This is a genomic window from Leptospira adleri (genome assembly GCF_002811985.1).
GTDB classification, from domain to species: domain Bacteria; phylum Spirochaetota; class Leptospiria; order Leptospirales; family Leptospiraceae; genus Leptospira; species Leptospira adleri.
This window is the reverse complement of record NZ_NPDU01000001.1, coordinates 44,986-65,883: the sequence shown is the minus strand read 5'-3', so window position 1 is coordinate 65,883 and position 20,898 is coordinate 44,986. Positions and strand designations below refer to the sequence as shown.

The following is a 20,898-nucleotide window of genomic DNA, read 5'->3' as shown; positions in this document are numbered from 1 at the left end:
TTTGAGGGTCGCCGGGGCTCGGTGCTCCGGGAATGTTTTCCCGGATTCAATCTCTCGTTTTGGAAGAATCCTCTTTTAGAGGATTGGAATGGTCGGATCTCCCTCGGCCTTTGCAAAGGCCGATTTCCATTGAAAACGTAGGAACTCCCATGGAAGACTTAAAAACGAAAACGCCGAGTTCGACGAAATCTACGTCCTTTCTTTTGGTGTGGGAACTCTCACAAAATTTTGATTTCTGAGTGACTTGGTTCTTCTTGTTGCGAACGGAATTCTTTCTAAGAGAATGTAGGAACTCCTGCACCCGCGATTTACCGGGAATATTTGATTTTCAGAGTGCGACTCTGAAAAAATACTGACAATCGATGGAAAAAGACGCCGTCTCCTTACAAGATGCCCTGGAACACGGGCTAACCGCAGAAGAATTTCAAAAAATCCAGGATATCCTGGGAAGAATCCCGAACTCCACCGAACTCGGAATTTTCTCCGCAATGTGGTCGGAACACTGTTCTTATAAAAACTCGATTCTAAAATTGAAGACGCTCCCTACCTCTTCGGACAAACTCCTCGCCAAAGCCGGAGAAGAAAACGCAGGCGCGATGGATATCGGAGACGGACTCGCCGTCGTCTTTAAGATCGAAAGTCACAATCATCCGACCGCCGTCGAACCGTATCAAGGCGCCGCGACCGGAGTCGGTGGAATTATGAGGGATATCTTTACGATGGGCGCCCGTCCGATCGTTTCTCTCAATTCTCTCCGCTTCGGAAATCCGGACGAACCGAGAAACAAATATCTTCTTTCCCGCGCCGTAAAAGGAATCGGCGATTATGGAAATTCTCTCGGGATCGCAGTCTCGGGCGGAGAACTTTTTATCGATGAATGTTTTTCCAAAAACCCTCTCGTGAACGCGATGACCGTCGGAATCGTCCGTCACGATCAGATGGCGAGCGCGACGACCGGAGGACAGATCGGAAACGCGGTTTATATCGTAGGAGCTACGACCGGAAGGGACGGAATCCACGGAGCTTCTTTCGCATCGAAAGATCTTTCCAAAGAATCCGAGTCCAAACGATCGGCCGTTCAGGTCGGAGATCCGTTTATGGAAAAACTTCTTATGGAAGCGAGTCTCGAAGCGATTCAGAAAGGACTTTTGGTCGGAATTCAAGACATGGGCGCGGCTGGAATTTCCTGCGCGACATCGGAGATGAGCGCGAAGGGAAAAACCGGGATGAAGATCAACTTGGATCTTGTTCCCTTTCGAGAAACGGGAATGAACGCCTACGAAGCGATGCTCTCGGAATCCCAAGAAAGAATGTTGGTGGTTCCTAAAAAGGGAAAAGAAACCGAACTCGTATCTATATTCGAAAAATGGAATTTGAATGCGGTTCAAATCGGCGAAATCACCGGAGACGGTTTTATCGAAATTCTTATGGGAGGAATCCGCAAGGCCCATATCCCAGCCGACTGTCTCGTGTTAGGCGGAGGGGCTCCGCGTTACGAACGCGAAACCAAACGTCCTTCCTATCTGGACGCGGTAACATCCTGGAAACCGGATTCTCTTGCGGACGTAACCGCGGGAAAGAATGCGACCGAAGTTCTTATCAGAATTCTTTCCTCTTGGAACGTCTGTTCCAGAAGACCGATCACGGAACAGTACGACAGCGAAGTCGGACTCGTCAAACTCATCGGACCGGGACTCGACGGAGGACTTTCTTCGATTCCGGATACGAACAAAGCCCTTGCTACCGCGACCGATTGTAATTCCAGATACACTTATCTCGATCCTTACAAGGGGGCCGAGTTCGCCGTTTGCGAATCCGCCAGAAACGTCTACGTCACCGGGGCTCGTCCGCTCGGAGTGACAAACAATCTTAATTTCGCAAATCCTTATATTCCGGAAAACTACTATATGTTTTCTGAATGTATTCGGGGAATGGGGGACGCCTGTCGTTTTCTCGAACTTCCGGTCACGGGAGGAAACGTTTCCTTTTACAACGAGTCTCCGGAAGGGCCTATCTTTCCGACCCCTACGATCGGAATGGTGGGAATCCTCCAAGACAAAACGAAACTTATTTCCAACTTCCCGAAAGAGGCGGGCATAGAACTCGCAGTTCTCGGAAATTTCCGTCCTTCCCTCGGAGGAAGCGAATACCTGAAAAAAATTCACGGACAAGTCAATGGGTCCATTCCCGAACTCGATATCAAAGAAGAATCCGCTCTCTGCGAATTGATTCTTTCCTTAAACGAGAAAGGACATTTGAAATCGGCGAGAGATCTTTCTTTGGGAGGAATCGCGATCGCACTTTCCAAGACCGTTCTTTTTTCCCGTCTCGGAATTTCCGCCGACCTAACTTCTCTGAAACAGGATCGACTCGATACGACCCTTTTCGGAGAAACTTCCACTTCGGTCCTCGTGGGTTTTTCGCCTTCTCAGAAAGAGGAGATCGAAAAACAAACCAAGGCGGCCGGGCTGAAGTTCTATTCGGTCGGAAAAACGAATACGAGCGGAACTCTGGAATTTCAAAAAGAGGGAATCCGTCTTTCTTTGGATCAATTGACCGAGCCCTATGAAAACGGCTTGGAAGCCGTATTTGCACTCTAAAAAAGGAAAAGAAAGAATGAAGTTTTTTCTCTCAAAAAAAAAGCGGACCTCGATTCTGATTCTCTCCGTAATCTTTCTCTTCTTAGAGACTTGCAAAAAGAATACGGAAGAAATATTAAACGAGGCGAACGCAAACGCCGATTCGATTGCGGTTCTCGATTTGGGAATGCAGAAATTGACTTCGATACCCGAAGGGGTTTGTAAATTTCCCAATCTGAAACGTCTGGATCTTCGTCTTAACAGCTTGGCCTCTCTTCCGGATTCCCTCGGAGATTGTAAGAGTGTGGAACAGCTCAACGTTTTCGGAAACGACCTAAAAACTTTTCCATCCGCGCTTTCTAAATTAAAGAATTTGAAAGTGCTTCTCGCGGGAAACAACGATCTGACCAATCTTCCTTCCGAGCTTCTATTTTTACCCGAGATCAAAACGATTTATATGGATCAGAACAAACTGACTCTTACGGAAGCGGACGTGGATATTCTCGCGAGTCTTTCCAACTTGGAAGAGTTGGACTTGAACCTGAATTCCGGAATCAAATCCTTGCCTACCAATTACGCGAAACTTAAAAATCTAACTCGTTTAAAAAGATTGAATATTAAAAAAACCTCACTCAAAGGAGAAGACGCGGATAAACTCCAAACGATTCTTCCTAAAACAAAAATCGATTATTGATAATTATATGAGCGAAACACAAAAAGAAAATCCTTATTCTTCCACCGTATTGCTTCCAAAGACCGATTTCCCGATGAAGGCGGATCTTGCAAAAAGAGAACCAGCGCAGATCCAGGCTTGGAAGTCGGGTCAGATCTTTCGCAAAATGAGGGAGCAGAGAAAGGGAAAAAAAGAATTCATTCTTCACGACGGTCCTCCGTACGCGAACGGAAATTTTCACTTGGGCCATTCTCTCAATAAGATCTTAAAGGATACGATCGTAAAGTCCAAGGCTCTCGCCGGATTTTATACGGACATGATCCCGGGATGGGATTGTCACGGACTTCCCATCGAAGTTCAGGTATTGAAGAATCTCGGAAAAAAAGCCCGCGAAACCGGACCCGAAGAGCTGAGACAACTCTGCAGAAATTACGCGGAGGAATTCGTGGGAAAACAGAGCGAGGACTTGAGCCGGTTTCTCTGTTTTTGGGAAGAAGGAAGAATCTACAAAACGATGTCTCCCGATTTCGAAGCGAGGATCGTGGAAGTATTCGGGGATCTTTTTCAAAAAGGATACGTGTATCGCGGAAAAAAACCGGTCTATTGGTCGATCGATTTGGCGACTGCGCACGCGGAAGCCGAGATCGAATACTATCCTCACGTTTCTCCTTCTATCTACGTGAAGTTTCCCGTGGTCGGAGAAAAAAATCGTTTCTGTCTGATTTGGACAACAACTCCGTGGACTCTTCCCGCGAATCTTGCGATTTGTTTTAACAGAAAAATTGAATATTCTATTTTTAAAACGGAGTCCGGAGAGGAGTTAATTCTCGCGGACGGACTCGCAGAAAACGTCACCAATGCGACCGGGTTCTCGTTGACAAAAGTGAAACCGATCACTACGGACGAACTCGCGTCTCTAAAGTTTCAACATCCTTTTATCGATCGGATAGGAATTCCTCTTTTTGGAGATCACGTGACTCTGGAAGCGGGAACCGGTTGTGTTCACACGGCGCCCGGACACGGACAAGACGACTATAAGGTCGGACTCGCGGCCGGGCTAGAACCGTTCTCGCCCGTGGACGACTACGGAAAATATACGGATGAATTTCCGTTGATGCAGGGAACCAAGGTCTTCGACGCCAATCCTCTCATCATACAACTCCTGAAGGACAAGGGGCTTCTCTTTCATCACAGCGAGTTCGAACATTCTTATCCTCATAGCTGGAGGAGTAAAAAACCTCTGATCTTCCGCGCGACTCCGCAGTGGTTCTTCAAGATGGACTTCAACGACCTTCGGGAAAAATCTCTCGCAGCGATCGACGGAGTTCAGTGGATTCCGAATTGGGGGATCACTAGAATTCGATCTATGGTCGAGACAAGACCGGATTGGTGTTTGTCTCGTCAGAGAAATTGGGGAGTTCCGATTCCCGCGTTCAGTTGTGAAGCCTGCGGTGAAACTCATATCGATGCGGAATCGATACAATTTTTTACAAAGAAGGTTCGTGAAAAAGGAATCGAGATCTGGTATTCCGAAAAAGCAAAGGACCTTCTTCCCGCGGACGCGAAGTGCGAAAAATGCGGAAGCGATTCCTTCAAAAAAGGAAACGATATTTTGGACGTATGGTTCGACTCGGGAGTTTCCAACTTTGCGGTGTTAAACGAAAGAAACGGCGAACCTCCTGCGGATCTTTATCTCGAAGGATCGGACCAACACAGGGGTTGGTTTCAATCTTCTTTATGGCCGTCCATGGCTCTTAGGGGAATCGCACCTTACAGGACGGTCCTAACCCACGGTTACGTTTTGGATGAAAAAGGACATCCTATGTCCAAGTCGCTCGGTAACGGAATCGATCCTACGACCGACGTCATCCAAGTTTACGGAGCGGATATTCTCCGTTTATGGGTTAGCTCTTTGGATTTCAGGGACGATATCAGGGTCGGAAAGGAAGCTCATAAGATCGTATCCGAGCAATATCGTAAGATCAGAAACACATTCCGTTATCTTTTGGGAAATTTGGACGGTCATACTTCCGAACAAAATCTTCCTTTCGAAGAACTCGAAGAGATCGATCGTTTCTATCTTTCCAAACTCGCGCAGTTCGTGGAGGACGCGAGTGCGAGTTATGAATCGTATCAGTTTCATCAGATCTATCAAAAACTAATTTTATTCTGCACCGTAACCTTGTCTCAGGATTATTTTGATATGATCCGGGATCGGATGTACTGCGACGCAAGAGATTCTAAGACGAGAAAATCCTCGGCGACGGCGTTGCAACACATTCTGGAAACGTTATGTATTTTAACCGCGCCAATTTTGAGTTTCACCGCGGAAGAAGTCTGGGCTTCCAACGGGAAAAAGGAATCCGTATTTTTACAGACGTTTCCCGATCTAAAACTTTGGAAGAACTCCGCGCTCGAAGAGAAGTTCGAATCCGCGTTGCAGGCAAGAGAAGCCGTTCAGAAAGCGCTCGAGATCGCGAGACAGGAAGGAAAGATAGGAAAATCTTTGGAAGCCGGACTTGAGATTCTTCCGAAGAACGGATCGAAGCTGACGACATTCCTGCCGAAAGAAACGTTGGAACTCCTCTTCGTCGTTTCTCAGGTCCACGAGTCCAATCCGAAGCTGGAAGTATTGTCTGCTCACGAAAACGAAAAATTCTCCGTTAAGGTTTTAAAACCGTCCCAAGCGGAATGCCCGCGTTGTTGGAGACATACCGAAGATATCGCGAAAGAAGGGGATCTCTGCGGTCGTTGTAAATCCGTAGTAGGTTGAGGAATCAAAGAGGGGGAGGTTTCCCCCTCGCTGCAAACGCGTCCGCGTTTTTCGCTACCCCCTCGCCGGGAAATGAATCCTGATTCAGCCCGGACCCGATCTATCCTTTCAGATTGAGTTTCCGATCTTTTGTGAAAACGCTGGAGTTCCCGCGATTTTCTAAAGAGCTCTTGGACTGAATGCTAAACGTCATTCAAAGGAACGAAACTTCGAAAACCTGTCGGAGAATATTTCAAATCGGCGGTAACTTTCACTTTTGCATTTGGGCAACGGATTCGGAAGAAGGGTCAGCATTCCCGTTTCCGAGAAAACGATCAGAAAGATTTCACAGAGGATTGAAAGATGTGGGAACTCCTGCGTTTCTTTCATGGACTTATCTTTGGATTCTTCTATGAAAAAGTAGGAACTCATACTTTCATTCGGGGGCAGAAGTTTGGTTTTACAAAACGATCTTAGAATTTTTAAAAAAAAGAGCCGAATCTTTTCTTAAAAGTAAAAGTAGGAACTCCTGCTTTTTCGGACGATCGAGGCTAAACCCGGAAATTGGGATTCTCCTAAAAGTAGGAACTCACACATTCTTTGTTCGAGGAAGAGGCTTTTCTAAAAGTAGGAACTCATACTTTTATCAGAAAGAGCGTTTTAAGTTGGCTAAGAATTAGATCTGAAAACCTAAGAAAGTAGGAACTCACACAAGTTTCCTAAATTCTCGACAAAGCCGAAAACTTCTACCGACAAATCAACGCTCTAAAGAAAAGATTGCCCGCCTCGACCATCTCTTTGGAAACGATCTCTAAAAAAATCACATTCAAAAAATGGAAACAAGTTTTTCTCGAAGAATTGGATAATTGAGCGGGCTACGCGGAATTCGTCGGGAAAAAAAATCAAAGCGAGAGATTCTCTTTTTTGGAAATCTCCCGTTTAGGAACAATAGGGATCGAAGAATGAAAGGAAAGAACGAAAAAAAAATCAACCGCCCGGCCGGTCATTCTCGTCCGTCAGTTTTCGAATCTCGTTTCTCTTTCTCGGTTTGAACTTATACTGATCCATTTGATCCAAATTGAAAACGACCCATTTACGATTGGGAACGTTTCTTACGGTTTGAAATTGAACGGCTCCGTTATCCGAAATCTCGGTTCCGTCCGAAACGTTTGTGAGATAGATCTGTCTGATATCGGTCCAAAGAGCAAAGTCTAAACCGACATTCTTATCGATGATTTCCCTTTTGATTTTTCCGAAAACGACGTTCACCTTCGTCTTCTCGCCCCAAATAAGGGCGGTGGTCAATTCTTCCGTCGAGATCACGGATTGAATGTCATCGTATTTCGTAATCAAAACGAGGATCTTATTTTCAGGAAGGGATTTTATAACATGAGGAAGATCTCTTGCGATGATCTCTAATTCTCCGTCAGAAAAAACGTGATCCGTAAAAAAACCGAGGGACGATTTTTTCACATACTTTAGATTTCCTAAAAGATCTTTCCACTGTTCCGGTTTTAGATCCACCGGATGAGAAAGCGGACCCGGAGGAACGAATTCCTCGAATTGATCGACCTTGGAAGGAGAAATTTTAAAGTACGCGACTTCTTCGGAATTATAGATGAGGTTTTGACTCTTCGACCAAAAGAAAATTCCTCTTTCATGGACCCAAGAACATTGAACAAAAAGGAGAATGAGAAAAACGGAGAAAGTTTTGAATATTAGTTTCATTTAGAATTTTGATCCACAAACTCCTGAAAAATCGGATACTTGTTTAGAAACTCGTCGTTCGTATAAAGGTTCACAATTTTGTCCAAGCCCGATAGCCGAAACACCGAGTTTAGGGATTTGTTGAGACCGAATATGTTCACGGTGCCGTTTTTTTCACGGATTTGATTTCTGACTTTGATGATGATGCCGATTCCGGAAGAATCTATGAATTTGACCTTGCCGAGGAAAAAACTGATGATTTCGGGGCTGCTGCTTTTTACGGATTCTTCGAATTCGTAGTAGAAATCCCTCGAATTATCCATCAGAATATCTTCAAGAACGCTAAGAACGATATGGTTCTCTCGAATCTCGCTGCGGATGATCATCAGATCGAAAAAACACCCGGAAGAAAGGTCTGTCAAGAAGTAAAATGAATCAGTATCTTTCTTGATTTATTTCTCAGAACTGCAAATTTGAACTGAGACGCGGGATTGCAAGGTTGCATTATGGCTGAGTTTGATAAAACAAAACGCTCCATCGGAGTGAACAATCTGGATGATAAGGCCAGAAAAGAAATGTTCGATAAATTCCAGTCCGCTGGCGGTAAAGTCGTCAACGATAAGGATAAAAAGAAAGAAGAAGCCGCACGTAAAACCAGTCAGCCCAATATTCGTCAAGGCCAGAGAAGTCAGGCGGGAGGAAGAGATTCTTCTTCCCGTCCGGGCGGCGGTTCCGGAGGAAGATCCGGAACGTCCAATGTTTCCGGAGGAAAGGGCGGTTCCGTTTCCCGCGGACCGGCTCCGAGAGACAGAAAGGCCCTCGAAGACGAGATGGGAAACTTTATCAACCGTCTATCCGTTCGAATCAAATGTTGGTTAGGAAGAGTCACGGGTTTTTCCTCTTCGGAACTCCTTCCTTCTTTTTTATCCGAGTTCAATCTTTCCGGAAAAAAATCCATCTTAGAATTGAACTTTGTGGGAAACGATATTCTCGGAAATCCGGCGTATGCAGGAAAGATCGCGAAGGAACTCGACGCACAAAACCCGATTTATATAGAACTCTTAGGAAGAATGCACAAACTCTACGACAACAACGAAGTCAACCAAGTCATAGAACCGCATAACGCGGCTCCCGATCTTCCGGTGAGTATTTCCCGAGTCAGAGATCCTATCTATTCGATCTTTAGAAAATTATACTATGTTTATCCGTTTCAGGGAAGTTACGTGAAAGCGGTTAACTTAGGTTATGCGGCGCTTGAAAAACTGGAAGGAAAACCTTCGAGCATCTACAACACGAAGAAGAAAAGAGCGTTACAAGAATTCGATTATCTCTACGGAACCTTGTTTGAAAAACTATATCTTGTGGTTCTTAGAAACGAAAATAAGAATATCCCGCTTCTGAGCAATACGATGGAAGCCGTGATCGGAGTGATCCCGGAAGAAAAGCCGGGACAAAGACAACAGGGAGAGGAATTGGACGAGATCTCCGGAGGCGCGGCGCCGGAAGAGGAAGTAGTAGAAGAGGAAAAGAAGGAAGAAGTCAATCCGGAAGATTCTTTGAGCAAGGAGTTAAAATACGGTTTGAAATTGATGCGTATGCTCCCTCTCGATCAACTTCGAAAAAAGCACGATCCAAAGGGGGAATACGAACTGATTCCTTCCGCAGATAAGGCGTTTCTAACTTGGTTGTTCTTCAAAGAATTCGACACCGAGTATTCCTTCGTGATGACTACGAAGAAGATAGAAATCAAACCGACGATCGTTAACGGCGCTAAGGTGGACTATCGAGAGCGGATGGTGGATCACTATGAGACTTCGAGGGCGTCGATCGAACAGTTCAGAATCTACGATCAATATTATAAAGAGCTAAAGAATCATCTTAAAAATCCCGGCGCCAACTACATCGAAGCCTCCAAAAAAACGACGGCGCTTGAAACAAAAAGAAGTCAGCAGTCGCGAAACGTAAGAGTTACCGTGAAGGAATTCGTGGAAAAAACCGGAGAAACGTTGGAAAAGTTGATCGCGGACATGAAATCGAAAAAAGAGATCGTTACTAATATGGACGAGCTTATGAGTTTCGATCTTATGGAATCCAAAAGAAGACTCAATAAAAAACCGATCAAACAGTGTATTATGGAATCCTATTGTTATGCGATCGCTCTTGCGGGAAGACTCGAAAACGGAGATCTTTTCGGAGGAGTCACCGAACTTTCCGCCGAGGAAATGGAGAAAGAGTTCGGAATTAAGACCGAACAACCGGCATCCGGAGAGGCCGATCTTGGAATTCCCGGAGGCGGCGCTCAAGGAGAAGTCGGTTCTTCCGAAAACCTGGATGCGGATTCGCTCGGAGTGGATCCTTCCATCTTAGGGGATTAAATCAGGAAGGTATCGATTATTGGCATCGGCAAAAGTAACTCTTTTTCAAAAACATCTCAATCAACCGATCACAAACGAACAAAAATCAAAACTGGCGAAGGAGAAATCGGACTTTCTCCTTCTTCCGGAATATTTTCCATTTTATAATTCTTCATCCACACCCGAAGGTTCCGCCGAGAAAGCGAAGGTTTTGACGGACGAGTTGTTGCAGATTTCTGAATATTATGCGGGCGTAATAATAGGTGGTTCCGTTTTTAGAAAAGACGATTCAGGAAAATTGAAACTTTCGGTTCCCATCATTCAGAACGTCGTAGTGGCGGATTGGTATGAAAAGCGGGAATTGTTGCCTTCTGAAAAACCCGCGGTCGTCGGAGAATCGGAAGACATTTTTATCATGAGCGGCTTTCGATTCGGAATCGTTGCAGGAAAAGAAATCGAAAACCCAAATCGACTGGAAGAATTAAAATCCCAGAACGTAAATCTACTGTTTCATATCGATTCGGTGTTGGAAGCCGACTCCTCACATTCACAGGACTTGGAACGTTATGCGAAACTTTCGGCTCAGTCGGGAATTTTTATCGCGCGGGTTAGCGGAGTCGGTTCCGCTTTAGGCCGCGCGGGAATCGGAAGAAGCCTTTTGTCGACGGCCTCCGGAGTCAATTGGAAAGTCGCTGAATCCGAAAAAGATAAGGAAGTGATTAAGACGGTAACGATCAACGGAGTGAACGGACTTTTTTAAATATTTTTCGAACTTTAAAAAAATGAAAGTTTGAAACTCGGTTTACGATAGGGATCTTTTTCGATAAGAGGATCTCTTTGTTTTGTAATTTTGGTCTCGTAAGAATGGGATTTCATTGAAAGAAGACCTTTTCGTCGGAACGACGCACGTTCGATTTGTCCGACATAGAAGATGCTTTTTCGAAAACAACTTAAAATCGGGCTTTAAGTCCGTTCGAAATAGGATTACGGAAGAGTCTGCCCTTGTTTTTTGAAGGAAACGATCCGCTTTCAGATCTCATTTTCGATTCTAATTCTACAAAAAAACATCCGGTAAAAATGAGATGCAAATCACTTACGAACTGACCTTGGAAGATATCATCAACTTCAACGAATATCATTTTCGGAATTCCAAGGTTTCAAAAAGAAAAAGAATGATAGCCAAGTTGATCATTCCGGTTTGGACCTTGTTCGTCTTTTGGTTTTTGAATCGTTCTCAAATAGACGAAACTTCTTTATTATTGAATATTCCGATTTTCTTATTTGCCTTCGTTTGGTTTTTTCTGTTCGATCGTCTTTACTTTTGGAGACTCAGAAGCAACGTAAATAAAATGCTTCGGGAAAAGGAGAACAAAGGAATGATCGGAAAACAAAAGATCACGTTAACGGACGATCTGCTCGTTTTTGAGACTTCGCTTAGCTCCGCTCAATTCAAGTTAGGATCGATTAGCGAGCTTGTCGAAACAAAAGATTATCTTTTTCTGTATGTTTCTTCTTTGAGCGCCTTGATCATCCCCCGATCTTCTTTTCAAAATTCGGATAAAGAAGAATTTCTCAAAGAGATCAGACGTTTTATCGCTTAGACATTTTGCAAAGGGATCTTTTCGAAGCGTCAAGGCAGCGATTTGTTAAGATGTTTTGAATCATCTTCTCGCGATGATGGACGTTTTGTTCCAATTTTATTGTAACGTTAGAAAATCGAACGGATCCATTCTGCCTGATGATTTAGCTTCGTTCTTCCGAGACGGATCGAGCGTGAAATCCATTTCCTTTCGAAGAAAAATTGCGACCGTCGGAAATTCTCCGCTTACCGTTTTTGTCGTTAATCGCCGATATAGATCGGTAAATTCTGATTTCAATCGAGTAGCAAAATTATCTTTCCATTTTAACGGAAGGAAAACGATCTGCTTCGAAAAAAAAATTTCCATCGGCGCATCCAAAAGGAGTTCGAGCCAAATCCAACCTTGTTTTTAAAAGAAAGAGAAAGAATGTACGGTTCAGTAAAAATTTAAAAGCCCAGGGTTTTTCGGGCGTGTCCGAAATGTCGGATCAATGGAAATTCTTAGGTGAGAATTCGATTCGGAGAAAGGAAACGAGAAAAAAAAATTCCGTTTTGGACCAAAGGTATGCCCAAAAACCTAAAAAGTAGGAACTCATACTTCTTAAGATGATACGGAACGGTTCAAAATTTCTAAAAAAAAGGGATAGGTTGTAAACTGTAGGAACTCATACAAAAAGGATTCTTTTGTCCTTTCAGGTTTTAGGAAATTTCCTACAGAAGATTGTGATCCTTCATCGAACTGTAAAAGGTCTGGATCGTAACTTTTAAAATGGCGGCCATCGGCACCGCGATCAACATTCCCACAAGACCCAGTGCGGCGCCGCCGACGGTCACCGCGCCGACGACTACGATCGGATGCAAAGAAACCGATCCGGAAATCACGACCGGTTGTATGATGAAATTGTCTATGATCTGCGCGATCAATACTACGATTAAAATCGAAGTCATCAGTTCCGTCGCAGCGCTTCCTCCGATGACAAGCGAGAAAAATAGAGGCGGAATCGCTCCCATGATCGGGCCGAGATAAGGCACCGAATTTGCGACTCCCAAAAACAAACCGAAGATATAAAAGTAAGGAAGGCCGATGATATAAAAACCAGTCGTCGAAACCACGCAGATGATCGCGCTCTGAATCATAAGACTTTTGAGATAATTCGTCATCTGTTCGTTGATCTTATAGGTGACCATGAGTGCCATTTCGAAGTAACGATTCGGAATCAGAGAGATCAGATTCTTATACATTCCATTTCCGTTTAGCAAAAATAAGAATGCGAAGAGGGGAGTGATGATCATATAACCGATCAAAGTCGGAAAGTAGGAAACCAGACTTTTCACCTGTTCATGCATAAGTTCGGCGATTTTTTTGATGAGTTCGTCCGGTCTCAAGGTTTCGTTCCAGCTCGCGGGGAATTCGTTGAACTGAAGGTTCACCGTCACGGTGAGATATTTGAACTTAGCGTCGTCCAGGTCCTGTTTCCAGTTTTTGAGAATCGGATTGAGAGTCGAAACGATCGGCGGGGCCACGGAATTGATAAAGATGTAAATAGGAATGCTGATGACGATCATAAGAATCGCGATCGAAATGATTCTCGGGATTCCGATACTTTCCAGATTGTTGATCGTTCCGTTGAACGCGTAAAAAATCAAAAGGGCCATCACGATCGGGACCGCCAAAAGTTGCAGTCCCCATAAGGAAACTACGATCGTAAAAGCCACGATTAGAAAAAAACTGATTCGAATAAAATACTCGGAGAGTTCTTTTCTTTCCGGATCACGCATTCTTTTGTTTTCCTCGAAAGTAGGCTTTTTCCAAAAGTCCGTTCGTTCTGTGAAGTCTTTCCACGATGACGGTGGAGAGGCTCATGAGAATTTCGATTCCGATCCGCGGTTTTGTTTCGATGATTTCCTTTAGATCCGGTTGAAAAAATCCGAGCAACGTCGTATGTTCCATCGCGATCGCACTCGCGGTTCTTCTTTCTTCCGTAAAAAGCGAAAGTTCTCCGAAGAAGGCGTGTTGGTCGAGGTGCGCGAGATCGAGTTCGATTCCATCCCGCACGGAGCGAATCACGACCGAACCTTCGTAGACTAGATAAAATCCCGCTCCGACTTCTCCTTGTCTGAAGACGGTTTCACCTTCTTGGTATTCTCGGACGTGCACCATTCTCGCGATTTCGATCAAGGTTCTCTTTTTCATTCTTCCGAAGACGCTCGTCTCCCGTAGAAAATGAATGATCTCCTTATTGTTCGCTTCCTTTCGATTGAATATCTTTCTCCAGATGGGCAAATCCAAGGCTTTCAAAGAATTATTTCTCCTCTTCGAGTTTCATCGTTAGGATAAGAATCGTGAGTCCCACCGTGACGCAGGAATCGGCCACGTTGAACGCGGGCCATCTTGAAAAGAGCAAAAAGTCCGGCCAGTCGAAATCTAAGAAGTCGACGACTCCGATGTATTCTCCTGCGTTGGGCTGAAATCCGATTCTAAAACCGGTTCCCGGAATCTTAACGAAGAATTTGTCGAGGAAGTTTCCGAACGCTCCGGCCATCACGAGATTCCAACCCCAAGGATTTCCGAGATCGAAATTCTTCCATCTGTATCCGATCAAAAAGATGATCGCGACTCCGGTCGCAACCAAGGAAGGAATCGCGTTGTCTTGGAAGGCGCCGAAAACAAAACCGGTGTTGAACGTAAGAGTCATTCGGAAAAAGTCTCCGAGAACTTCCACGTAACGATGCGGTTGATAGTAAAGAATCACGAGAAACTTCGTAAGAAGATCCAAGACTACGCCGATAAAGATGACCCCCAAATACAGAGGACGATAGACATCTAAAAATCGTTTTTCAAAATATTTCACAAGGGGTTTCCTTTCTTTTTAAGTTTATTCTTCCAGAATGAATAGATGAGTACAAGTCCGAAAAAGGCGGAGGTTCCGAAAAATCCCCAGCTCTGCATCTCCAATCCTTTTTCGAGATAATAATTTCCGAAATGAATTCCTGCAATCAAGAATCCCGAATAGAGAATCTGATGTCCCAGGACATACATCTTCCGGGTATGGCGTTCCACTTCCCGAAGATGAATTCCCTGTTTTCCCCGATTGATATTCTGGAGTACTTTATAAAATTCTCCGGGAATCGAAAGTGCGTTTCCTAAAAGATTTTTGTCTTCGTTTAACAAAAGGGACTCCAGTCCGCCTTCTTTCCCGGTGGCGACCGTCCGGAACGGCTTTTCTCCGTAATCTAAAACGGTTCTATACGGATCCAGGATCGCGGTGATCCCTACCAGTAAACCCAATACCCTTTCCAGGAAAATGAAATTTTCAGGGATCTGAATCATTCTAAAAATTTCTTTCAGACTGGAATTGATCTCTTTGAGAAATAGGACGTCCTCTCTCGTATGAATCTGGTCCAAGGAAAGATTTTTAAAGTAGTCCGTGTCGGCGATAAATCTTCCCAGTTTTTCCAAAGAATAACGAACCACCTCTTCGAGTTTGTCCCGGTCCGCGTTTTCCGATAGGGCCCCTATGTCTTCCAAACCGGAAACTACCCCGTAGTAATCTTTGCTGATCGCGGAAAGAAAAATCTTTTTGAGTGCGAAAACTCCGTTCGCTCCCATCTCTCCGACGGCGCCGAAATCGATAAAGCAGAGTTTTTCATCCGGCGTGTAGATCAGATTTCCGGGATGAGGATCCGCGTGATAAAAACGATATTGGAAGATCATGAGGACATACGCTCTCACAAGAAGTTCCACGGGTCTCGACTTGGCTTGTCCTTTGAGAACGGGAGTCGCGCGGGTGATTTTGACGCCTTCGATGAACTCGGTGACAAGAACGCTCTTTCCCGAAAATGGACGGATGACTTTTGGAAAGACATAGTCCGGTTCATCGGTAAAAAAGGTTCTCATTCGATCGTAAGAATCCGCTTCGAGTTGGAGATCTGTTTCCCTGGTTACAAGACGGCTGATCTCGTCGTGGACTTTTTTGTATTCGAAACGAAAGAGATAACGGTTGATCCGTTTGAGAAAGGAGCGGATGTTTTTGAGATCGTTCGCGATGAGGGCTTCGATTCCAGGATAAAGAACTTTAACGGCGACCTTTTGTCCTCCGATCGAAGCTACGTGAACTTGTGCTGTGGAAGCGCTGGCTTCCGGAACGTTTCGAATATCGGGAAATACCTTTGTGATTTCTTTTCCGAATTCCAAACGAAAACGTTCTTCGATTTCCGAAAACGGATGAGGCGGAACTCTGTCCTGCAAGTCTTGAAGAGACTCGGTGAAAGAATCCGGAAAGATATGAGAGAGGTTTCCGAGATACTGACCGAGTTTGATATAAACCCCGCCCATAGATAAGAAGAAATTCCGACTGTCCGTTCCTAAACTTCGAAAGTATTTTTCTTGGACGGCTTCGCTTCGATAAGAAGGGAAGAGGATTCTTCCCAGTTTAAAAAACCAGAATATAGACCAGATCTTTTTCCAGACAAATGCGCTCGCGTTCCAGAATCTCCAGGCGCTACTATGCCTTTTGTAGGATTGTGTTCCCTGAGGTTCGGCTGTTCCGGTTGTGGAAGAAACGAGCATGGACAAAAATTCTAAACCTCTAGGATTCTTTTTTCGGCTTTCTTCCGAATCGTTTCCAGGATGGTAAGAATCTGAAGATTCTCTTCCATGTCTCCCGTGATCTCGGAAGGTTTTCCGCTGAGATGTCGGAAAAGAGCTTCGTAGAGGTTGAGGAACGGATTTGAGCCTGCGGAAGATTTTTCGGAAATTGAAACCGGAGTCAAACTATTAAATCCTTTGTATTTGCGGGAAGGTTTGGATTTCCAGAATCGAACCTCGTCGTTTCCTACGAGAAATCGAGCCGATTCCGTTTGGATGTCCAACTCAAACTGGAAGTATTTTCGCATTCCTCCCGTCTCCAAAAAAACCGTTTCTCCTTTCGGATACGTAAGGAGCGCCACCGCTTGTTCCTCCACGGGAGAATGTGGGTACGACCGAAGAACGGAATGAACCCGATCCGGGACCCCGAGATACCAAGTGAGGAGATCCACTGCATGAGTTCCGTCATGAAAGAGAGGGCCGGTTTGATCCAGGATCGCACGCCCCGGATTTCTGGCGGAAGTGAGAACGGAAGCGCGGATGGTTCGGACCGGGCCGAAGGTTTCCTTTTGAATCCACTTTCGAACCTGTTTGTAGAGAGGGTGATAACGCCGCTCGTGATTGACCCGGAGATCCGTCCCCGTCTCGCGACAAAGTTTGGCGAGTTTTTTTGCGAGAGGAAGAGAATGGCAGACCGGTTTTTCCACGAGCAAATGTCGGAATCCATACCCAATCACGGTCTTCGCGAGTTCGAAATGCGTGTCCGAGGGGGTTGCGATTACGACGAGGCAATTTTGAATTTCGAAATGGACAAAGGCGGCGTTGGAGTTCCCACGTTTTCGGTTTTGATCGACGTTCTGTGAAATACTTTTGTCCTCGTTGGAGTTCCCGCGTTTTTGTTTGTGATCGACGTTTGAAATATCTTTGTCCCCGTTGGAGTCCCTACTTTTTTCGTGGGAACTGATACGAACGGACAACTTCTTGTCGGAAGTCGTCGTGTTCGAAGAAGTGCGTATGTCCGTCGAGGTCGGAACAACTTTTTTCAAAGCCGAAGAATTCAATCGAAGTTCCGTTTTGGAATTTCGGCTTTTCGTCGGTTCGTTGCCGTTTTGGGGAGAATGGAACGAGGCGGACCAGTCTTTGAAATCGGAAAAACATGCTTCTTTTGGAATATTCCAATCTTTGCAAAATTGTTTCGTTCGTTCCTTCGACGGATCGATCGCTCCTACGAGAAAAAATTTCTTCTTCCCCCAAGGTGAAAAGAGCGATCCGGCATGGGTGCAGGGATGATTTCGAAGAGAATCCTTTTCCAGAAGGGACGCGATTCTTCCGAGGCCGATGAGTAGAACGGGGATCATGGTGGGCAAAGCATTTCGGTGTTCCGACTTGGAATCAAGAGTTATTTTGTTCTGAAAAACGAATCGAAGAAGGAGTTCCTACTTTTTTGCGAGAGCATTTTTTTTCTTGGGAGCTTCGGTTGTTTCCTCTTTGATTCGGAGCTGGTTCGATGAAAAAGTAGGAACTCATACATTTTATCTATCGAATCAAGCCATTTCAGAAGCAAAAAAGTAATTTTTGAGAGTATATTAAAAAATAGGAATGTCTTTTGCCATTTTGTCTTTGATGACCCGCGCAGTTTTTTTGCTTAGGTCGACTGAGATAGAATCATATTCCGTAGGAATGACAACTTTACCTTTTCTATCGATGAGGCCGTAATGTCCGCCTTCGATTGTCGAGTGTTCGCCCATGGATACGGAAAAACAACCCAAACAAACGACGGAAAAATCGTCCTCGAAAGGAAACGCGAAGTCATATTCTGCTTCAATAACCTTTTTACAACCCGGCTCATAAAACCCTATTTTTTTATTTTCCGTAAAACGCGCCAATCCTTCGACAAATGGATCCGGACCGTTGTCATATTGAAACGGAATTAAGAGTATTCGATTCTTCGTATCGATGCAGCTCCATCCATCTTTCCCAAAAACGTGCGTTACTCCTTTCTCGTTGAAATCATAAACAAAAGAATACTGCGGCGCAATGATCACTTCCCCGTCTTGATTCTTAAATCCAAAGTTGTCATTTTCTTCGAACGAACTCAGTGATTGTTTTTTGCAATCTAAAGAAAAGAAAATGAGAATTGTGAACGCGATTAGATTCAGAAAGAACCGATTCATGTATGCTCCTTTTGCGCGCGATTTCAGGATAAGAAGATAAAATCCGGCCTTTGTCGTTTTGTCATGTATTCTTTTTTGTAATCAACAGTCTCGATTGGCCGATTGGCATATACGAAGTTCGCCTAACCGCACAAAGAAAACTCTTCCGCAAGGAGTTCCCACAGAATTCTCGACTCGTATATGCGAAGTTAGTATAACCGCGTGTCCGCAAGTCCGTCTTCCTCGACAAAGTGTTGTCGTAACTCCGACAAGAGTTCTTCTCTATCGACTTGTCGAAGTTCGCCTAACCGCACAAAGAAAACTCTTCCGCAAGGAGTTCCCACAGAATTCTCGATTGCGCATATACGAAGTTCGTATAACCGCGCCTGCGAGTCCGCCTTCCTCGACAAAGCGTTGTCGTAACTCCGACAAGAGTTCTTTCCTTGTTAACTTGTCGAAGTTCGCCTAACCGCACAGAAAACTCCTCCGCAAGGAGTTCCTACAGAATTCTTCCATCGCATATACGAAGTTCGCCTAACCGCACAGAAAACTCCTCCGCAAGGAGTTCCTACAGAATTCTTCCATCGCATATACGAAGTTCGCCTAACCGCACAGAAAACTCCTCCGCAAGGAGTTCCTACAGAATTCTTCCATCGCATATACGAAGTTCGCCTAACCGCACAGAAAACTCCTCCGCAAGGAGTTCCTACAGAATTCTTCCATCGCATATACGAAGTTCGCCTAACCGCGCGTGTGCAAGTCCGTCTTCCTCGACAAAGTGTTGTCGTAACTCCGACAAAAGTTCTTCCTTGTCAACTTGTCGAAGTTCGCCTAATCGCACAAAGAAAACTCTTCCGCAAGGAGTTCCCACAGAATTCTCGACTCGCTTATACGAAGTTCGCCTAACCGCGCGTGTGCAAGTCCGCTTGGAATGAAAAGGGATCTTAAGATCCGTGTTGGATTGTTTTTTAAGAATAGGAATCGGCGGTTTCCTTCTTATCTTCCAAAAGCGACTCTTCCGATTTTTCTATTTGTGTTTCGACCAAGGAACCGCCTTTTCCAACTGAGCGCTCAGACGAAAGAGAATGTCTTCTCTTCTTCTTGCCGCGGTAAATTGAAGGCCGAGAGGGAGTTGATCGCTCGTCTGTCCGATTGGAATCGAAACCGAAGGTTGTCCCGTTAGATTTGCGAGCTGGGTAAAGGGCGTTCTGGAAAGACTTTTTTCGACGAGTTCATCCACGAGGCCGGAGGCAAGGAGCATCCTTCCAAGACCTAAACGTCCTACAACTTGCATCGCGATTTTCTCGCCTAACTTCGGTTCCAGTTCTCCTATCTTTGCGGGTGGCATCGCAGTCGTAGGGGTAAGATAAACGTCATACGTTTTGTGAAAGTTTTCCATCGCAAGAGCCGCCTTATCCCATTCTTGTAAAGATCTTACAAATTCACCCGCGGAAACGGTTCTCCCTAAAAGTCCTAAAATCCAAGTCACGGATTCCACGTCTCCCATCCGAGCCTTTCTTCCCAAAACTGGCTCTAAGTTTTTTAACTGAGCCGCCATTTCGCCGAAATACATCGTAATAAAAGCTCTTCCGATCGCCTTTCCATCTACGGGAGCTTCTTTCTCTTCCACCTTGTGTCCGAGAGAATGTAAAATTTTCGCCGTATGAACGACCGACTCCACACAATCAGGATGTACTTGAGTTCCTATGGGAGATTGGGTGGAGAATGCGATCCTCAGTTTACCGGGAGATTTCTTGATCTCGGAAAGATAACTCGTTTTGGATTCTTCAAAACTGAACGCGTCCGAGCTTTCGATTCCGCATAACGCGTCCAAAAACGCCGCGCTGTCTCGCACGGTCCTCGATAAGACGTGATCCACAGAAGCCCCTTGCCAAAGTCTTCCCGAATAAGGACCGACCGGAGTTCTTCCTCGAGTGGGCTTGAGACCGAATAACCCGCAATAGGCGGCGGGAATTCGAATCGATCCTCCTCCGTCGGACGCGGTTGCAACCGGAACCATTCCCGCTGCTACGGCGGCGGCCGAACCTCCGGAAGAACCTCCGGGGGTTCTCTCTAAATTCCATGGATTTCGGGTCGGACCGTGTAACTTCGGTTCGGTGATTCCCATCAGAGCGAACTCAGGAACGTTCGTCTGTCCTAAGAAAAGAGTTCCCGCGTTTCTCAATCTTCTTATGAACTCCGAATCCACGGGAGAAATATAATTTCGAAACGACTTCGAGCCGGAGCTAAGTGGAGCGCCTCCGATCGCGTGTATGAAGTCTTTGACCAGAATCGGAACTCCTCGAAACGGACCGTTCGGAAGTTTGGATTTGGCGTCTTTACGAGCTTCCTCGTAGAAACGATGGATCACGGCGTTCAGTCCGGGGTTTGTGGATTCGATTCTTTCGATCGCCGATTCTACGAGTTCGGAAGGATGAACCGATTTTTTTCGAACTAAGTCGGCGAGACCTGTGGCGTCGTAGTAGGTGTATTCTTTGAATGATTTTGACATG

General features: G+C 45.2%; 15 protein-coding genes. 6 read left to right on the top strand and 9 right to left on the bottom strand.

Annotation, left to right across the window (positions count from 1 at the left end; all coding sequences use genetic code 11):
- Nucleotides 1–362 precede the first annotated feature (362 nt).
- From purL to ileS, 3 genes are read left to right on the top strand one after another with little or no spacing between them, the layout of a single operon-like run.
- A complete protein-coding gene (gene purL / locus CH376_RS00305) occupies nucleotides 363–2,600 on the top strand; it encodes a phosphoribosylformylglycinamidine synthase subunit PurL (protein WP_100785762.1) in 2,238 nt (745 codons plus the stop codon).
- A gap of 16 nt (nucleotides 2,601–2,616) precedes the next feature.
- Nucleotides 2,617–3,273: a leucine-rich repeat domain-containing protein gene (locus CH376_RS00300; RefSeq protein WP_100785841.1), complete on the top strand. Its 657-nt coding sequence runs from the start codon at nucleotides 2,617–2,619 to the stop codon at nucleotides 3,271–3,273.
- Nucleotides 3,274–3,280: 7 nt separating this feature from the next.
- Nucleotides 3,281–6,025 carry an isoleucine--tRNA ligase gene (ileS, locus tag CH376_RS00295; RefSeq protein WP_100785763.1) on the top strand — a complete coding sequence of 915 codons (2,745 nt, stop codon included), beginning with the start codon at nucleotides 3,281–3,283 and terminating at the stop codon, nucleotides 6,023–6,025.
- A 966-nt stretch (nucleotides 6,026–6,991) separates the two neighbouring features.
- Here the strand turns inward: ileS and CH376_RS00285 are convergent.
- Together CH376_RS00285 and CH376_RS00280 are read right to left on the bottom strand one after the other, a co-directional pair.
- On the bottom strand, nucleotides 6,992–7,732 hold the full coding sequence (locus CH376_RS00285) for an LA_1326/LA_4305 family lipoprotein (protein ID WP_100785765.1): 741 nt from the start codon (nucleotides 7,730–7,732) through the stop codon (nucleotides 6,992–6,994).
- The gene (locus tag CH376_RS00280) at nucleotides 7,729–8,097 is read right to left on the bottom strand and encodes an STAS domain-containing protein (protein WP_100785766.1); all 369 of its coding nucleotides are present in this window, start codon (nucleotides 8,095–8,097) and stop codon (nucleotides 7,729–7,731) included. Before CH376_RS00280 ends, CH376_RS00285 begins: the two co-directional genes overlap by 4 nt.
- Before the next feature lie 120 nt (nucleotides 8,098–8,217).
- Between CH376_RS00280 and CH376_RS00275 the strand changes: the two genes are divergently transcribed.
- From CH376_RS00275 to CH376_RS00265, 3 genes are all read left to right on the top strand, one after another.
- Nucleotides 8,218–10,086, top strand: a complete 1,869-nt coding sequence (locus CH376_RS00275) for a hypothetical protein (RefSeq protein ID WP_100785767.1) — start codon at nucleotides 8,218–8,220, stop codon at nucleotides 10,084–10,086.
- Between the two features lie 19 nt (nucleotides 10,087–10,105).
- On the top strand, nucleotides 10,106–10,825 hold the full coding sequence (locus CH376_RS00270; protein WP_100785768.1) for a carbon-nitrogen hydrolase family protein: 720 nt from the start codon (nucleotides 10,106–10,108) through the stop codon (nucleotides 10,823–10,825).
- A 322-nt stretch (nucleotides 10,826–11,147) separates the two neighbouring features.
- On the top strand, nucleotides 11,148–11,666 hold the full coding sequence (locus tag CH376_RS00265; RefSeq protein WP_100785769.1) for a YcxB family protein: 519 nt from the start codon (nucleotides 11,148–11,150) through the stop codon (nucleotides 11,664–11,666).
- Nucleotides 11,667–12,355: 689 nt separating this feature from the next.
- Here CH376_RS00265 and CH376_RS00255 read toward each other — a convergent pair.
- The 7 genes from CH376_RS00255 to CH376_RS00225 form a co-directional block, all read right to left on the bottom strand.
- Nucleotides 12,356–13,423 carry an AI-2E family transporter gene (locus CH376_RS00255; RefSeq protein WP_100785771.1) on the bottom strand — a complete coding sequence of 356 codons (1,068 nt, stop codon included), beginning with the start codon at nucleotides 13,421–13,423 and terminating at the stop codon, nucleotides 12,356–12,358.
- Nucleotides 13,416–13,943 (bottom strand): cyclic nucleotide-binding domain-containing protein, encoded by a 528-nt coding sequence (locus CH376_RS00250; protein WP_100785772.1) that lies wholly within the window; start codon nucleotides 13,941–13,943, stop codon nucleotides 13,416–13,418. The genes CH376_RS00255 and CH376_RS00250 overlap by 8 nt, the downstream gene beginning before the upstream one ends.
- A gap of 4 nt (nucleotides 13,944–13,947) precedes the next feature.
- On the bottom strand, nucleotides 13,948–14,496 hold the full coding sequence (locus CH376_RS00245) for a lipoprotein signal peptidase (RefSeq protein WP_100785773.1): 549 nt from the start codon (nucleotides 14,494–14,496) through the stop codon (nucleotides 13,948–13,950).
- Entirely contained in the window at nucleotides 14,493–16,214 is a 1,722-nt protein-coding gene (locus tag CH376_RS00240) for an ABC1 kinase family protein (RefSeq protein WP_100785774.1), read from the bottom strand. The genes CH376_RS00245 and CH376_RS00240 overlap by 4 nt, the downstream gene beginning before the upstream one ends.
- 11 nt (nucleotides 16,215–16,225) lie before the next feature.
- Complete coding sequence (locus CH376_RS00235) at nucleotides 16,226–17,590, bottom strand: Gfo/Idh/MocA family protein (protein WP_100785775.1); 1,365 nt, start codon at nucleotides 17,588–17,590, stop codon at nucleotides 16,226–16,228.
- A 228-nt stretch (nucleotides 17,591–17,818) separates the two neighbouring features.
- Nucleotides 17,819–18,406, bottom strand: coding sequence for a WG repeat-containing protein (locus tag CH376_RS00230; RefSeq protein ID WP_100785776.1), 588 nt, complete (start codon nucleotides 18,404–18,406; stop codon nucleotides 17,819–17,821).
- A gap of 1,006 nt (nucleotides 18,407–19,412) precedes the next feature.
- Nucleotides 19,413–20,897 (bottom strand): amidase, encoded by a 1,485-nt coding sequence (locus CH376_RS00225; protein ID WP_100785778.1) that lies wholly within the window; start codon nucleotides 20,895–20,897, stop codon nucleotides 19,413–19,415.
- Between the last annotated feature and the right edge of the window lies 1 nt (nucleotide 20,898).

Excerpts from the sequence above, each read along its gene's own strand:
- CH376_RS00235 (WP_100785775.1), bottom strand. The coding sequence starts at position 17,590 with ATGATCCCCGTTCTACTCATCGGCCTCGGAAGAATCGCGTCCCTTCTG.
- CH376_RS00230 (WP_100785776.1), bottom strand. The coding sequence starts at position 18,406 with ATGAATCGGTTCTTTCTGAATCTAATCGCGTTCACAATTCTCATTTTC.
- CH376_RS00300 (WP_100785841.1), top strand. The coding sequence starts at position 2,617 with ATGAAGTTTTTTCTCTCAAAAAAAAAGCGGACCTCGATTCTGATTCTC.
- CH376_RS00275 (WP_100785767.1), top strand. The coding sequence starts at position 8,218 with ATGGCTGAGTTTGATAAAACAAAACGCTCCATCGGAGTGAACAATCTG.
- CH376_RS00225 (WP_100785778.1), bottom strand. The coding sequence starts at position 20,897 with ATGTCAAAATCATTCAAAGAATACACCTACTACGACGCCACAGGTCTC.
- CH376_RS00240 (WP_100785774.1), bottom strand. The coding sequence starts at position 16,214 with ATGCTCGTTTCTTCCACAACCGGAACAGCCGAACCTCAGGGAACACAA.
- purL (WP_100785762.1), top strand. The coding sequence starts at position 363 with ATGGAAAAAGACGCCGTCTCCTTACAAGATGCCCTGGAACACGGGCTA.
- CH376_RS00265 (WP_100785769.1), top strand. The coding sequence starts at position 11,148 with ATGCAAATCACTTACGAACTGACCTTGGAAGATATCATCAACTTCAAC.
- CH376_RS00285 (WP_100785765.1), bottom strand. The coding sequence starts at position 7,732 with ATGAAACTAATATTCAAAACTTTCTCCGTTTTTCTCATTCTCCTTTTT.
- CH376_RS00255 (WP_100785771.1), bottom strand. The coding sequence starts at position 13,423 with ATGCGTGATCCGGAAAGAAAAGAACTCTCCGAGTATTTTATTCGAATC.
- CH376_RS00280 (WP_100785766.1), bottom strand. The coding sequence starts at position 8,097 with ATGATCATCCGCAGCGAGATTCGAGAGAACCATATCGTTCTTAGCGTT.
- ileS (WP_100785763.1), top strand. The coding sequence starts at position 3,281 with ATGAGCGAAACACAAAAAGAAAATCCTTATTCTTCCACCGTATTGCTT.